This is a genomic window from Erythrobacter sp. JB1-4 (assembly GCF_057365025.1).
Genome location: NZ_CP200292.1, coordinates 263,542 through 276,273, shown reverse-complemented (window position 1 = coordinate 276,273; position 12,732 = coordinate 263,542). Strand labels below are relative to the sequence as shown.

Here is a 12,732-nt window from a genome sequence, read left to right as displayed (position 1 = left end):
ACAAAGCCTAATTGTACTCGATGTAAGCATCGTTGCGAAGATCGCGCAGATAACGCTGAGCCCGCTTGTTAATGCGTTCCTCCTCAATCTCATTCATGATCGATTGGAATGTTGGAGCGTTTGCATCTTTGGGATCATCGCGTCCACAAAGCATCAGTACACGAAAACCCTCATTGGGTGTGCCAAATGGCTGAGTGGCTTGCCCGACTTGCAGCCCCAAAAGGATGCTCTGCAATTGCTCTGGCAGCTGTCGCACCTGGATCTGAGGGTTTGAGACGACTGATGCCCCAATCGCTTCGATTGCATTCTCAGCCTGCGCGCAGCCTTGCAAGCTTTGCACATAGGTGCCGAACTCTTGATATTTGGCACTCGCTTGCGCCTCACTAAGACCGGCGGGAAGGTCGATCGAAATCTGCTTTAGGCTAAGCACTGCATCGCGAGGATCAGCGGTCAAAACCTGGCGCTTGTCGATCAGATACATGACTGTGAAGCCGCCCGGAATTGCAAGCGGCCCGACCAATTGCCCTGGCTGCATCTGGCGCGCGGCCTCCGCCATTGGTTGAGGCAATGTACCAAGACGCAAAAATCCGGTGTCGCCGCCTTGAATAGCGGTTGAAGCTTCGGAGAATTGGCGCGCATAAGCAACGAAGCTGCCGCCTTGTTGAAGTTGGTCAACAATACGCTGCATGTTGGCCAACACCGCCTCGCGGTTCTCGTCCGTTGCGCTCATGTAAATCTCGCCGAGGCGGTACTCTTCCTTACCGCGGTCCGCTTCGAGCCGTTTGAGAACAGCGTTCACTTCCTCGGCAGAGACATTCACAAACGGGCTGATATTGCGGCGGATCAGGTTTTCCCAAGCAAGCTCGCCTTCAATCTGACGCTTTAGAGCGCCGGCAGAAGAGTTAATTGACTTAAGGTAGACATCCATCGCCTTGGCTTCTTGACCAAAGTTTTGGACCGCAAGCTGACCGTAAGTCTGCTCGACCTGTTCTTTCTGAACACCGATTTCCTGAGCTTCAGCGGCCTGAATTTTGAGAGTCTCATCGATGAGATTGCGCAGCACTTGCGCGCGCAGCCTTTCCAATTCCTCTTCGGGTACTTCGACCTGCGAGGCATTGGTGACGAGAGCGACGCGGTGGGAAATATCGGTGCCGGTGATGACATAGCCGTTCACCTTTGCAGTCGCGCTGCGGTTGTTGGGATTGGCCGCGCTTGGCAGTTCGACATCACTTGGCAGACCCAAAGGGTTTGCAGGGGCAATTGTCGGCTGGGCTGGGGTTGGCTGGGCTGGGGTTGGCTGGGTTTGCGCCGAGGCTGGCGCCAACGCGGCCACCGATCCTGCCAAAGCCAAAGCGCCAATGGCTGAAAATGATGTGCGCAAAGTGGTAAAAGCCTTCAAGGTCACAGTTTTGATCCCGGTTTCTCGCATCGTTCAATCGTTTTTGTTTTAAGCGTTTAACGGCTGCCACTGGCATCCTCTAACCGCCTTTTGGTGATCGAGTATCAACCAAATGACATCCCCCACTAAATTCAGCCTTCTTAACGCAGGCTGAGTGCACCGTGGACGCGTCTTCGCGCCCCTTAGCTCGTTTTTACAATCGTGCCAACGCGCGTGAGTGCATTGGCCGGGGCTTAATCCGGCGCGATGCAACGCAATCGATTTTGTCGGATGGGTTTTATCGAAAGCCAAGATTGCGCAAAGCAAAGAAGACCTGAAAACTGTTGCCCTCTTCTGCGTCGCCAAATGTAATAAAGTCGCGCCGCCAGGTGGCGCCAAATTCGATGCAATCATCGCGATAGGCAATCCCAAGCCTAGTGCGGATTGGTTCAAAGCCATCCGGCGTGAAGACGGGATCTTCTTCCTCGTCTGTCAGGTTGAAGACGCCTGAGCCAAAGACCGACCAATTGCGACCAATCGTGAAACGAGCAGCGGCGCGGACTTCCTCGCGGTCGGCCAAATCCTCAACCGTTTGAATATTCCGGTCGAGCCTTAGATATCCCAGCTCGACATAATTACGCTGTGAGCCGACGGTTGCATCGATCTCGTTACGGCGCACTGCAAAATTGTCTTTGTCGAGGCGAAAGCGGTGGGTGAAGGACACAAAATTGCGATAGCGCACTTCTGTGCGCCCGACGAAATCTGAAAAGCGGTCAGAAAGCCCTGTGCCGTCTGGAAAAATCTCTTCCTCATTGGAAAGGCGATAGGATTGGCCGATGTTGCTTTTGACCCGCCAGCCGGGCCGGTTGAGTTCCCAATCCATGCCATAAGTCATGCGGGCACCGTCTTCGACACGGTCATAGCCCGAAAAGCGGTTGAGCGCGAAGAGGTTGGAATCCTCAAGGTCAATCGCCCGCGCGTCTTCGTTGGGGACGGCCAGATTGCGGATAGGGGGGCTTGCAACGAATTGGACCCTTGGGGTGAAGACTTGCGTGCCGCCAAACGCTTCGCCGACAAAGGGCCATTCCACATCCACCGCCGCGGTTGCAACGCCGCGTCCGGTCCATCCCTCATTGCCGCGATAAACGGCTGTGAGAGTGGAGAGTGTGTCATTCGTGTTGTAAACGTCGCCGCGCACAAGCCCTGTGACCGTCACCAATTGCCCAAGCGGCGTGAGCCTGCGCAAATCCCAACGCGCCCCTGCAAAGGCGCGCTGTGTATCTTGTCCTTCATCACGGATAAGGCTCAGCGTGTTGGCCTGAACCTGCAATTGCCCGCCCAAGATATCGCGGCCCACAATGTGCCGGTAATCAATCGCGGGCACGGCAAGCGGGACCTGTCCTTGATCAGCGGCGACGCGAAGTGTCTGTGTCGCCCAGCCCGCAACGCTCAGGTAAGAATTGTCATCAATACGCTCAAGGTTGATGGTTGAGCGCAGACGGTCATCGCGGCTGATGTCGTACCGGCGAAGGAAGGTGCGGTCAGAGGCGATGCGCACAGAGCCCGTTAGGCTCCATTCGGGTGAGAAGATAAACCGACCATTGGCAAACACATGCCCGCGCGGCTCGTTGGTGGTGGTAGGAGCAACTCCGAAATTGGCGACCCGGCTGCTGTTGGTTGCATAGCCGGTGATTTGATACGCGCCTTTTTCTGTAAAATGCCGAAACTGTGCGCGCGCCATCGGAGGGGCATTTGTGAAAACATGCGTTCCCAGCGTCAAATCTTTATTATCAGCAAGCCGCCAATAATATTCGCCCGACAGTTCAAGCCCATTCACCTGATCGACGCGGATTTTAGGGACAAGAAACCCGCTTTCCGCGCTTCCATCGGTGCGCAACGCAAGACCCGGCAACGGCAAAATGCGAGCGCCAAAAATTTCTAACATCGCACCGTCAAAGCGGATGCGACTTTCTTCAGGGTCAAAGCTCACGCGGTTCGCTGTGATGCGCCAGCTTGGGTCTTTGGCACAGCCGTCTTCGGTGGTCACAGGGCAGGCTGAGTACGCGGCATCGGTCAGCATGACGATGCCGTCCTCTCCCCGCTCCGCTGATCGCGCGGCAAGTCTGCCACCGGTCCTCAGCGCAAGCAGCAACTCATCCATCGCACCTGCTTCGAATGCGTCGTTGAGTTCTACCGTCTCAGTGAAAACCTGGTTGCCGGACTTATCGACAAAGCGCACCGCGCCGCTTGCTGTGATGATCCCGGAGTTTCGGTCCCACACGACCGTGTCGGCTCGCACCGACGCTTGGCTGTTGCGCAAGATGACATCGCCTTGAGCGATGACCGTTTCGCCTTGCGCGTCATAGGCGACCTCGTCCGCTTCGAACGAGATTGGCTCGCGTGCTTCTTGTTTGCCAGCGTCTTGATCGCCCGCCTCTTGTTCGCCCACCCCTTGTTTGCCAGACAATTCTGCCTCAGCCGAGCGATCTGTCTCACTGACCGGGGATTGTGATTGCTTTTCAGAGGTGATTTCTTGCGCAAATGCAGCCGGTGTATAGGCAACACTCGACAACAAAGCGGCGCTCATGAATGCGAGCGGACTGCTTAGACAACGCATAGAGCTGTGCTCAAGTCCCTCCAAGATGACCCCGAAAACTCCCGACATGGCTTGCCTATTGCACCGCTCGCGCCTAATCGCAATCGCGTTTCCAAGCATAAGAACCCTTGCGCACAATCAAGTGTTCTAGAAGCTTGGTCCAAGCGTTCATTTTTTAGGCTCATCTGCTGGGCCCACTCGTTGGAGCACTCATGCAATTCCATTTTTCCGCCACCCCGCCTGCCGAAACACGCGTTCTGGTAACGCTTGTCAATCAAGGCAGTACGCCTGCCGGATTTGACCCGGTGCTTGCCGAAGGTGCCAACGCGTCGCGCTTCAAGGGTTCGGCAGGACAGGTTTTTGAGGGGTTTGTGAGCGTGGACGGCAAAGCCACCCGCACCGCATTGGTCGGGGCAGGAGAGGCAAGCGCTGACAATCGTCGCCACAATTTGGAGCGCGCTGGCGGGGCAGTGATTGCCAAATATCTGCGCTCTGGCGAAACCTCTCTTGTTTTGGACCTTGGCGAGGCGGGCCTTTCTGCCGATGATGCAGGCGCTGTGCTTTTGGGCGCGAAACTGCGCAGCTGGGCGCATGACGAATATCGCACCAAATTGACCGCCGATAAGAAGATTTCCCTCGAAGCCATCCATGTGATTGGCGCGCCTGAGGGCAGTGAAGCTGATTGGGAACGCGGTGCTGCTATTGCGCGCGGGGTCGAATTTACGAAGAAGCTGGTCACTGAACCTGCGAACATCGTTTATCCTGAAAGCTTCGTCGCGCTATGCAAGGAAGCGTTCGCAGGCACCGGAGCTGAGCTGATTGTGCTTGGCGAAGCGGAGATGACTGAGCTTGGCATGGGCGCGTTGCTGGGCGTTGGGCAAGGTTCGCGCCGCGAATCGCAGCTGCTTGCGATCAAGTGGAATGGCGGCAACCCGGGCGACAAGCCTTCTGTCTTCGTTGGCAAGGGCGTGACGTTCGACACTGGCGGTATCTCAATCAAACCGGCTCCCGGCATGGAAGATATGAAGTGGGACATGGGCGGCGCTGGCGCGGTGGCTGGCGGAATGCTCGCGCTCGTCTCGCGCAAGGCCAAAGCCAATGTGATTGGCGTCATGGGGTTGGTTGAGAACATGCCCGACGGTAACGCAATCCGTCCCGGCGATGTGCTCACCACGATGAGCGGCCAGACGGTCGAAGTGCTCAACACCGATGCCGAAGGCCGCCTTGTCCTGTGCGACGCGCTCCACTGGGCACAGGAACAGTTTGACCCGGCGCACATTGTCGATTTTGCCACGCTCACGGGCGCAATGATCGTTGCGCTTGGCAATGAGCATGGCGGGATCTTTGCCAATGATGACGCGCTTGCTGATCAGATGATTGCAGCGGGTAAAGCCACTGATGACAAACTGTGGCGCATGCCAATCGGTCCTGCCTACGATAAGCTCATCAACTCACCGATCGCCGATATGAAGAACATCGGCGGGCGCTGGGCAGGTTCGATTACCGCTGCTCAATTCCTCCATCGCTTTATCAAGAAAGGCACCCCGTGGGCGCACTGTGATATCGCGGGCATGGTGTGGTCGGATAAGCCGGGTGCGACCCACGAGAAGGGTGCGACCGGTTATGGCGCAAGGCTGATCGATCAGTTTGTCGCCGATAACGCGGAGTAGCGTTTCTCATGGCGCGGATGCGCAAAAAGTCGGACCTTCCCTCCAAAACCTGTCTCACCTGCGGTCTCCCATTCACCTGGCGCAAGAAATGGGAGCGCGATTGGGACAATGTGAAGTATTGTTCAGAGCGGTGTAAGCGTTCTAAGAACAGCGGCACATGAAAGTCGATTTCTGGCAACTCTCACGCGACCCGGTTGAAAAGGTCGTCGCTCTTATCGCGGGCCGTGTGCTGGAGGCAGGCGAGCGTTTGCTCGTGGTGAGCAAATCGCCCGAGCAACGCCAAGCCATCAGCCGTGAACTTTGGAAAGCAGGGCCTGAGAGTTTTCTCGCCAATGGTGACGCAGGCGCGTCGGGTGCACAGAACCAACCTATCCTGCTGTCTGATGCACCCGTGCCCGCCAATTCTGCCAGCCATGTGATCTTTGCCGATGGCGAGTACCGCAACAAGGACAGGTTTGCGCGCAGCTTTCTGTTATTCGATGATGGTACGGTCGACGCCGCCCGGGCGACTTGGCGCAGTTTGGACGGCGTCGAAGCGCTCGAGCGGGCATTTTTTCGCCAAGACGGCGGCAAATGGGTAAGGGTCGCTTAGAAACCATACGCGGTCAACAAGACGGGGGAAGACACCATGCGAGTTTCACACATTTTGACAGCATCCTGCGCGCTTGCACTTGCCGCCTGCGGATCGGAGACCTCGGGTGAATTCACCACCGAGGACGGCGAAACGGGCGAATACACAATCGACATCGATAGCGGCGAGGCCTCTATGACCGTTGAGACCGAAGATGGTCCAGTGAGTTTCCGCCAAGGCAAAACGCTACCCGATGAATTGCCAGCAGGCTTTACCATGATTAGCGGCGCGACAGTTGTGAACAGCACTATTGTTGATCAAGGCGGCACCAAAGGGGGGCTCATCAGTTTTCAAACGGACATGAACCCGGATGAAATCATCGAATATTACCGCGCCGAAGCCCAAAACGCTGGGATCACGATCCAGATCGAAACCGATATGAACGGCAGTAAGATGATAGGGGGAGAGAACGAGGCCAACGGCACAACCTTCTCTGTCAGCGTGTCGCCAGATGATGATGGGGGAGTTACAGGCCAACTCACCATCAGCGAAGACCCCGGTTGACGCCTCAAACGCTGCTCTAACGCAAAGCTTGAACTTATGATCGCTCGGCGGTAGGGGCGCGCCAACGAATTTTGGCGTGTGGGTTTCACGCGCTCCTCTCTGTCAAGACAAGGAACTTATCCAATGGCGGTTACCCGCACCTTTTCGATCATCAAGCCCGACGCCACAAAGCGCAACCTCACCGGCGCTGTCACTGCCAAGCTAGAAGAAGCTGGCCTTCGCGTTGTTGCATCAAAGCGCATTCACATGAGCCAAGAGCAAGCCGAGGGCTTTTACGCCGTCCACAAAGAGCGCCCTTTCTTTGGTGAACTCGTCGAGTTCATGATGAGCGAGCCTGTGGTTGTCCAAGTTCTCGAAGGCGAAGACGCTGTGAAGCGCAACCGCGACGTTATGGGCGCAACCAACCCGGCGGACGCTGACGAAGGCACGATCCGTAAGGAATTTGCGCTTTCTATCGGCGAAAACTCGGTTCACGGTTCAGACAGCGAAGAGAACGCTGCGATCGAAATCGCATACTTCTTCAACGACGACGAAATCGTCGGCTAGCATTTACCATGCAGGTGTTTTTGGCTTGCGTGTAAACGAGATGGGTCGTCCTTTGGGGCGGCCCTTTTTCGTTTTAACCCTCGGCTGCAAAGCGTTTTAGCTGAGCCGAGTGCCCGTGATGCGTCCCTTTTGAGCTATCAGCCATGGCTTTGCGCATCGCCTTGTGGGCCTCGATACTAAGAGGCAAATCCAGGTCGGCGTAGCAGCGCTTGATTGCGCTTTCCCAATCGCTGTTGAGCTCATCGAAATGTGCCTGCGCGATTGGGCCTTTCCATCCATTGAGTGCCTCGGCCATGCGCTCATCGCGCAAGGTGATCTTGTGCTCCCAAAGCGCCTCAATCCGGGCGAGATCGCAGGCATCTGATTGCACGGCCATCTGGTTCGCACACAGCGAAACTGCGCTGCGTAGAACTGCCTCGCGGTTGCGGGTGGCGATCACAAGCCGCGCGTCGGGGAACTGGGCGAGCAGGGCAGGCAGGTCCTCGGCAAAGGCAGGGACTTTCATCACCCTTGGCTTGTCCGCATTCCTGCGCGTTGCCGCATCGGTGCGCAGGATCCTCGCAAACTCGCGGTAAATCGGAGCGGGATCGCGTGCCTCGCTAAAGGCGCTGTAGGCCGGGATATGCCATTGCGATTCTGTAGATCGAGTGGTGGAGCGCGGCTGATATCCACGCGAGCTCCTCCTCCACTTCTGTCGCCGCCATTGGATGAATCGACTGAAGCCAAGGATTGAGCGCGCCCAGCATCGCCAAGTCAAAGGCCGACTTCACCCGGTTCATCCCAAGCTTGGCTGGCACGGGGTGATACGCATCCTGATAGCGCGTGTGCGAGTGCGCAGGGTCTGCGGCCAGGAGCTTATGAATGCGCGTCGTGCCGCTGCGCATGTGGCCGATGACAATGATCGGCGGAGCGAGCTTTGTCTCTAATATCTGCGGTCGTCCATGCCACAGCAAGCCGAAAGCGAGGCGGTTTCGGATGACGCGGCTAAGCTGACCGTAGGCCATCGCTTGGCCGAGGGAATTGAGCTGTGCTTCCTCATTGATTGCAGAACAAAGCCGTTCGAGCCTGAGCCTGAAGTCTTGGGCATCCTCGCTGGTGCGCCCGCCATTCTCGCAAACTTGCGCATTTGAGAAGCCTTGTGCAACCGTATCCCAAAGCGCTTGGGGGGATAACGAGGGCGTCGGCAACCATCCCCGCTCCCAAGCCCGCTTGAGAAACGCGTTAGCGCGGTCGGCCAAAGGCCCACGCGAAAGCAGATGTTCGCGTGTCCGTTTGGCCATCAGAACATATCGCTTGCATCAATGAGTTTGGTGAGCCGCGCTGGCGCACATGTCCGCCAACTGCGCTCAAGCCACTCGTTTACATGACCCCAATCGACATTTGGGCGGTTGAGGATCAGTCCAACCCATCCGCTCGCGCCGTAATAGTCGGGCTTGTAATAGACCTCAGGCTGCGTCTCGGCGAGGGATAGCAGCTCATCCATCCCGCTGGTTTTGACCAAAAGAGCAATATGCTGCGAGCCGTGGTGTTGTTGGCTGAAATGGGCAAAGAACTTGCCCGATTTTTCGGTGCCAACCCGGAAGCCCGGCGAGCCATGGCTGGTCTTCTCGTATGTTTCCGGCAGCGCCAGAGCAAGCTCACTGACCTTGGCGTAGAGATAGTCGGGATCATTCCCCCGGCTCACATATTCCGCAACTGCGCGCGGGTAGAGTTGATGCTCGGCGATCTTGACGCGGCTTGCGAGGGTTTCGGGCGTATCATCCGCAGCAATCGCGACTTTAACCTGCGCCAACACCTCGCCCGCATCGAGTTCATGCGTGACGATATGCACGCTTGACCCTGCGTGGCTGTCGCCTGCTTCGATAGCGCGTGCGAAAGTGTCTAACCCCTTGTATTTCGGCAAAAGCGAGGGGTGGATATTGAGCATCCGGCCTTCCCAGCGCTCGACAAACTCTTTGGAGAGGATGCGCATATAACCTGCCAGCACGATGTAGTCCGCGCCTGCATCCAGAACTGCGGCTTCCATTGCGGCGTCTTGTGCTTCGCGCGAGTGGCCCTTGTGCGAGTGAGTGAATGTGGAGACGCCTTCGGTTTCAGCGAGAGCTAGCCCTGCGGCGCCTTCGACATTGCTAGCAACCAGTACGATTTCAAACGGCGCACTCTCCAAACGGCTAGCGTAAAGCAGGGCCGCCATATTGGTGCCGCTGCCCGAGATAAAAACGGCAATCTTGGCGCGCGGGCGGTTAGCCAAGGTGTGTGGCCTCCCAGTCCTCCATTCCGCCCCAAGTGCCTTGCGAACCGCGAACGGTGCAGCCTTTATCGCCTGCTTCGATCCGGCCCACTTGGACAACGGTTTCGCCCGCAGCCTCAAGGCGCGAGGTGACCGCGTCGACCTGATCCTGCGCCACGGCGAGCACCATGCCGACCCCGCAGTTGAAGGTGCGCGCCATTTCTTGAGGCTCAATCGCGCCTTGGGCTTGCAAGAAGGCCATCAAGCGCGGTTGCTCCCAAAGGTCTGTGTTCACCTGAGCGTGCGCGCCGTCAGGCAGAATGCGCGGGATATTCTCCAAGAGCCCGCCGCCAGTGATATGTGCAAGGCCATGCACCCACCCCTCGCGAATGAGTGGCAGAAGGCTCGCCACATAGATTTTCGTCGGCTCAATCAGAGCATCGATCAACAAACGCTCAGGATCAAACAGGGCAGGGCGGTCCAGTTTCCACGCCTTATCTTCAGCGAGTCGCCGCACCAGAGAATATCCGTTTGAGTGCACGCCGGAGCTTGCAAGTCCGATCAGAACGTCGCCTTCGCCGACCCTGTCTCCGGTCAGCTGTTCGCCGCGTTCCACCGCGCCAACGCAAAAGCCTGCAAGGTCATAGTCGCCATCACCGTACATGCCTGGCATCTCGGCGGTCTCTCCGCCGATCAGCGCGCAGCCAGCCTGCTTACAGCCATCGGCAATGCCAGCGACTACGCGCTCAGGGATCCCATTTTCCAGCTTGCCAGTTGCAAAATAGTCGAGGAAAAACAGAGGCTCTGCGCCCTGAACGATGAGATCGTTTACGCACATGGCCACAAGGTCGATGCCCACCGTGTCATGCTTGTCGAACTCAATCGCGAGCTTAAGTTTGGTGCCCACACCGTCGTTCGCAGCAACCAGCAGAGGGTCTTTATACCCGGCCGCTTTGGGATCAAAGAATCCGCCAAATCCGCCAAGCTCGCTCGTCGCGCCGGGACGTGCTGTTGCCTTGGCTAAGGGTGCGATGGCTTTGACTAGAGCATTGCCCGCTTCGATCGACACGCCTGCATCGGCGTAAGTGTAAGGTGAGTTTTTACCGTCCATTTTGTGGGCTTTACCCAAATAGGCTTGGAATTCCACGCGTGTTTGGGCAAAGACGGGTGAGATTTCCCCGATGGCGGCAATAGCACACCCTTCTGGCCCGTTTGTGAGAGCCGCGTTTAGCGCCCGCTGGGTGGCCGCGAGCCTGTTGGCGATTGTGTTTCTGGCTGGCGGATACGCCTTTGTCTTGGCACAAGTTTCTGGTGAGCGCGGCATCGCACCCACGGCATCGAGCGCAGATATCGAAGTGCGCGGGATCGAAGTCGATGTACGCGGCGACAATGCCAATGACGCGCGCACGAAAGCGTGGAAACAAGCTGCGCGAAAAGCCTGGGCACAGGCCGGAGGCCCAGCGGTTTCTGATAGCCAACTCGACAATTTGGTGGCTGCAATCGTCATTCAGCGCGAGCGCTTGGGCCCAAAACGCTATGTTGCAACTCTTGGCGTAAGTTTCGATCGTCAGCGTGCAGGGCGCTTCTTGGGCGGTGCTGCGGCCAAGCGGTCTTCTGCGCCGATGCTCCTCATCCCGGTGGTGGTAAGCGGTGGAAGTTACACAGCGTTCGAGGTCCGCAATCCATGGCAGCGCGCTTGGGCGGAATTCAATCCTGGTACGAGCCGGATCGACTATGTCCGGCCATCGGGCGCAGGTGGCGATCTCGCTGTTGCTCAATTATGGGCAAGCAGGCCGTCGCAGTCGTGCATGGTGGCGTTTGACCCTCGACCAATATGGCGCCGCCGATGCGCTGGTCCCCATCGCTAAATTGGATCACCAATTCCCCGGCGGCCCGATCACCGGGACGTTCACAGCGCGTTATGGGCCTGATAGCGTCTTGCTCGAGAGCTTTACCCTCGAGGCCGATGGTCCGGGCGCTCTGCCTGAGATGTTGGGGGAGGCTGTGGACCGTATTGACCGGATTTATGAGCAGGCACTTGTTGAAGGTAAGCTGCAACCAGATCCCACTTTGCGTCTTGGCAGCTCGGGTCAAGTTGACCCTGCCATCGCGCGTCTGATCCAAATTGGGCGGGCGATCGAGGCGCGTAACAAAGCGCAAGAAGAGGCAACAGCTGCTGCGAACATATCGCCAGAAACAGTCATCGCGACACCTAATACGCCGGCGCCTGCCCAGGCTTCGGTTCAGAACATCACGATCCAGTTCGCAACGCCTGATGCAATGGCGTTTGATGCGAGCCTTTCCAGCGTGCGCCAAGTTTCCGGAATACGCGCAGTGTCTGTGACCAGCACGGCCATGGGTGGCACGTCTGTCATGCAGGTAAGCTACGCCGGTGAGCTGTCCGCGCTTGCCGCTGCCCTTCGCTCGCGCGGTTTTGCGGTTCGCGAAGGGGCAGGCGCGCTTGCCATAAGCCGATAAATTCGGATTATTGTGTATGGCTGAGGTGAAGGATATCCCGTCGCAAATTGCCCTGCCGCTTACAATTGGGTCTAGCGGCGAGCCTCAGCGCATTGTGATAGGCAACGCCAATGCAAGGGTGGTCGAGGCCCTTCGCAACCCGGCAAGTTGGCCCTTTCGCACCGCCGTTTTGACGGGGCCTGAGCGCTCCGGCAAATCGCTGCTTGGGCGTTGGGCCTTGGCGCAAGGGATTGATGTTCTCGATGGCGCTGATGTTATCGAGGAGGCTCTTGTCTTCCACCGTTGGAACTCTGTTCAAGACGGTGGCTCAAACGCAGGCCAACCCTTGCTTCTTATCGCAAATGATACGCCGTGGGAGGTGGTTCTTCCCGATCTCAAATCGCGCCTCGGAGGCTCCCTTCAGCTAGTCATTGGCGAACCAGATGACGACATGGCAGCCGAGCTGATCAACGCGCATGCACAGGCGCGCTCTTTGTCTTTGGCAGAAGGTGCCACCGATTATCTGGTGCCGCGCACACGGCGAAGCTTTGCTGATATAGAAACACTGGTCGCCACCATTGATCGCATTAGTCTTGAACGCGCCGTTCCTGCCACCATGTCAGTGTGGCGCGCTGCGCTGGAAGCTTTGCATGGGCCTTCGCAGGCAAAGTTGTTGTAAGGCGGAACAGCTGCAAAAAATTTGCATTTGTGCACCTTTGG

Annotated in this window: 14 protein-coding genes; 8 read left to right on the top strand and 6 right to left on the bottom strand. The window is 57.4% G+C overall.

From position 1 onward, the window contains the following. Positions 1-7: 7 nt before the first annotated feature. Positions 8-1,429, bottom strand: a complete 1,422-nt coding sequence (locus tag AC0V61_RS01425) for a peptidylprolyl isomerase (protein WP_486155477.1) — start codon at positions 1,427-1,429, stop codon at positions 8-10. A gap of 247 nt (positions 1,430-1,676) precedes the next feature. Then, positions 1,677-3,965 (bottom strand): LPS-assembly protein LptD, encoded by a 2,289-nt coding sequence (locus AC0V61_RS01420; RefSeq protein WP_486155476.1) that lies wholly within the window; start codon positions 3,963-3,965, stop codon positions 1,677-1,679. Positions 3,966-4,186: 221 nt separating this feature from the next. On the opposite strand from AC0V61_RS01420, the gene AC0V61_RS01415 reads away from it, so the two are divergent. From AC0V61_RS01415 to ndk, 5 genes are all read left to right on the top strand, one after another. Beyond that, positions 4,187-5,644, top strand: coding sequence for a leucyl aminopeptidase (locus AC0V61_RS01415; protein WP_486155475.1), 1,458 nt, complete (start codon positions 4,187-4,189; stop codon positions 5,642-5,644). An 8-nt stretch (positions 5,645-5,652) separates the two neighbouring features. Continuing rightward, positions 5,653-5,805, top strand: coding sequence for a DUF2256 domain-containing protein (locus AC0V61_RS01410; protein WP_486155474.1), 153 nt, complete (start codon positions 5,653-5,655; stop codon positions 5,803-5,805). Beyond that, positions 5,802-6,236 carry a DNA polymerase III subunit chi gene (locus AC0V61_RS01405; protein WP_486155473.1) on the top strand — a complete coding sequence of 145 codons (435 nt, stop codon included), beginning with the start codon at positions 5,802-5,804 and terminating at the stop codon, positions 6,234-6,236. Before AC0V61_RS01410 ends, AC0V61_RS01405 begins: the two co-directional genes overlap by 4 nt. Positions 6,237-6,272: 36 nt before the next feature. After that, a complete protein-coding gene (locus AC0V61_RS01400; RefSeq protein ID WP_486155472.1) occupies positions 6,273-6,779 on the top strand; it encodes a hypothetical protein in 507 nt (168 codons plus the stop codon). Between the two features lie 123 nt (positions 6,780-6,902). Then, positions 6,903-7,325: a nucleoside-diphosphate kinase gene (gene ndk, locus AC0V61_RS01395; protein ID WP_486155471.1), complete on the top strand. Its 423-nt coding sequence runs from the start codon at positions 6,903-6,905 to the stop codon at positions 7,323-7,325. 73 nt (positions 7,326-7,398) lie between these two features. Here the strand turns inward: ndk and AC0V61_RS01390 are convergent, their stop codons facing one another. The 4 genes from AC0V61_RS01390 to purM are packed head-to-tail and all read right to left on the bottom strand — an operon-like array spanning position 7,399 to position 10,666. Further along, a complete protein-coding gene (locus tag AC0V61_RS01390; RefSeq protein ID WP_486159419.1) occupies positions 7,399-8,034 on the bottom strand; it encodes a sulfotransferase in 636 nt (211 codons plus the stop codon). Next, positions 7,925-8,605, bottom strand: a complete 681-nt coding sequence (locus AC0V61_RS01385; protein ID WP_486155470.1) for a sulfotransferase — start codon at positions 8,603-8,605, stop codon at positions 7,925-7,927. Before AC0V61_RS01385 ends, AC0V61_RS01390 begins: the two co-directional genes overlap by 110 nt. Further along, the gene (gene purN, locus AC0V61_RS01380) at positions 8,605-9,576 is read right to left on the bottom strand and encodes a phosphoribosylglycinamide formyltransferase (RefSeq protein WP_486155469.1); all 972 of its coding nucleotides are present in this window, start codon (positions 9,574-9,576) and stop codon (positions 8,605-8,607) included. Before purN ends, AC0V61_RS01385 begins: the two co-directional genes overlap by 1 nt. Further along, a complete protein-coding gene (gene purM, locus AC0V61_RS01375) occupies positions 9,569-10,666 on the bottom strand; it encodes a phosphoribosylformylglycinamidine cyclo-ligase (protein ID WP_486155468.1) in 1,098 nt (365 codons plus the stop codon). Before purM ends, purN begins: the two co-directional genes overlap by 8 nt. Before the next feature lie 70 nt (positions 10,667-10,736). Between purM and AC0V61_RS01370 the strand changes: the two genes are divergently transcribed. Genes AC0V61_RS01370 through AC0V61_RS01360 form a run of 3 tightly spaced genes read left to right on the top strand, consistent with a single transcriptional unit; the run spans position 10,737 to position 12,691 of the window. After that, the gene (locus tag AC0V61_RS01370; protein WP_486155467.1) at positions 10,737-11,423 is read left to right on the top strand and encodes a hypothetical protein; all 687 of its coding nucleotides are present in this window, start codon (positions 10,737-10,739) and stop codon (positions 11,421-11,423) included. Beyond that, a complete protein-coding gene (locus tag AC0V61_RS01365) occupies positions 11,326-12,033 on the top strand; it encodes a hypothetical protein (protein ID WP_486155466.1) in 708 nt (235 codons plus the stop codon). Before AC0V61_RS01370 ends, AC0V61_RS01365 begins: the two co-directional genes overlap by 98 nt. Positions 12,034-12,049: 16 nt before the next feature. Then, positions 12,050-12,691: an ATPase gene (locus AC0V61_RS01360; RefSeq protein WP_486155465.1), complete on the top strand. Its 642-nt coding sequence runs from the start codon at positions 12,050-12,052 to the stop codon at positions 12,689-12,691. The last annotated feature ends 41 nt before the right edge of the window (positions 12,692-12,732 follow it).

Excerpts from the sequence above, each read along its gene's own strand:
- AC0V61_RS01425 (WP_486155477.1), bottom strand. The coding sequence starts at position 1,429 with ATGCGAGAAACCGGGATCAAAACTGTGACCTTGAAGGCTTTTACCACT.
- AC0V61_RS01420 (WP_486155476.1), bottom strand. The coding sequence starts at position 3,965 with ATGAGCGCCGCTTTGTTGTCGAGTGTTGCCTATACACCGGCTGCATTT.
- AC0V61_RS01415 (WP_486155475.1), top strand. The coding sequence starts at position 4,187 with ATGCAATTCCATTTTTCCGCCACCCCGCCTGCCGAAACACGCGTTCTG.
- AC0V61_RS01410 (WP_486155474.1), top strand. The coding sequence starts at position 5,653 with ATGGCGCGGATGCGCAAAAAGTCGGACCTTCCCTCCAAAACCTGTCTC.
- AC0V61_RS01405 (WP_486155473.1), top strand. The coding sequence starts at position 5,802 with ATGAAAGTCGATTTCTGGCAACTCTCACGCGACCCGGTTGAAAAGGTC.
- AC0V61_RS01400 (WP_486155472.1), top strand. The coding sequence starts at position 6,273 with ATGCGAGTTTCACACATTTTGACAGCATCCTGCGCGCTTGCACTTGCC.
- ndk (WP_486155471.1), top strand. The coding sequence starts at position 6,903 with ATGGCGGTTACCCGCACCTTTTCGATCATCAAGCCCGACGCCACAAAG.
- AC0V61_RS01385 (WP_486155470.1), bottom strand. The coding sequence starts at position 8,605 with ATGGCCAAACGGACACGCGAACATCTGCTTTCGCGTGGGCCTTTGGCC.
- purM (WP_486155468.1), bottom strand. The coding sequence starts at position 10,666 with ATGGACGGTAAAAACTCACCTTACACTTACGCCGATGCAGGCGTGTCG.
- AC0V61_RS01370 (WP_486155467.1), top strand. The coding sequence starts at position 10,737 with ATGGCGGCAATAGCACACCCTTCTGGCCCGTTTGTGAGAGCCGCGTTT.
- AC0V61_RS01360 (WP_486155465.1), top strand. The coding sequence starts at position 12,050 with ATGGCTGAGGTGAAGGATATCCCGTCGCAAATTGCCCTGCCGCTTACA.